The following is a 1,025-nucleotide window of genomic DNA, read 5'->3' on the forward strand; positions in this document are numbered from 1 at the left end:
TGTGATCTCTCAGTAGGTTGTTCATCCGGGGCGTTCCCGGAATTCTGGAAGCGCGACCAACACAGCCTTCCAGGAGCCCCGGATGAACCTGCATAAACATGCCCGTCTTACCCCGCGCGGTCGAGCCCTTCTCATTCAACGCATGCTCAGCGGCCTGCGTGCCGAGGAAGCTGCGCAAGCCGCCGGGGTGAGTGTCCGCACGGCCTACAAGTGGCTCAGACGCTTTCGTGAAGAAGGGGAAGCTGGCTTGATGGATCGCTCGTCCCGTCCGCACTCATGCCCGCATGCCACGGCTGGTGCCATGATCGAGCAATTGATCGAGTTGCGCCGGTCCCGCAAGACCTACCGGCACATCGCCCAGATGCTGGGCCTGGCCGTCAGCACAGTCGCCCGCCGTCTCAAGCAGGCCGGCTTTAACCGGTTGGCTGAGCTGGAACCAGCCCCGGTGGTGGTGCGCTACGAGTACGCCACTCCCGGCGACCTCTTGCACCTGGATATCAAGAAACTCGGTCGTTTCTGGAAGCCCGGGCATCGGGTCACCGGCGACCGCCAGCAGAACTCCGGTGGCGCGGGCTGGGAGTTTGTCCACGTAGCCATCGACGATGCATCCCGGCTGGCCTTCACGAGCCTGCACCCGGATGAGCGCGGCAACAGCGCTTGCCGGGCTCTGCTTGAGGCCTTGCGCTACTACCGCGCTCTGGGCATCCGCTTCCGGCGAGTCATGACTGACAACGGCGCCTGCTATCGGTCCAGAGCGTTCCGGCGCCTGTGCCGCCGCCTGGGACTGCGGCACATCCGCACGAAGCCCTATACGCCACGTACCAACGGCAAGGCCGAGCGCTTTATCCAAACGAGCTTGCGCGAGTGGGCCTACGCCCGCAGCTATGAAAGCTCCGAGCAGAGGGCGGCTCACTTGCCTGCCTGGCTACATCACTACAACTGGCACAGGCCGCATGCCAGTCTCGACTACAACCCGCCAATCAGCCGCGCCGCACTTTCAATGAACAACGTACTGGGTTTACACA

The 1,025-nt window shown here is 63.4% G+C and carries 1 protein-coding gene; it reads left to right on the forward strand.

All coding sequences use genetic code 11. The features are described from left to right. Window positions 1-82 precede the first annotated feature (82 nt). On the forward strand, window positions 83-1,025 hold a 943-nt coding region (locus KRX52_RS02950; protein WP_217679669.1), incomplete at its 3' end, for an IS481 family transposase.

The organism is Geopseudomonas aromaticivorans (assembly GCF_019097855.1).
Lineage (GTDB): Bacteria > Pseudomonadota > Gammaproteobacteria > Pseudomonadales > Pseudomonadaceae > Geopseudomonas > Geopseudomonas aromaticivorans.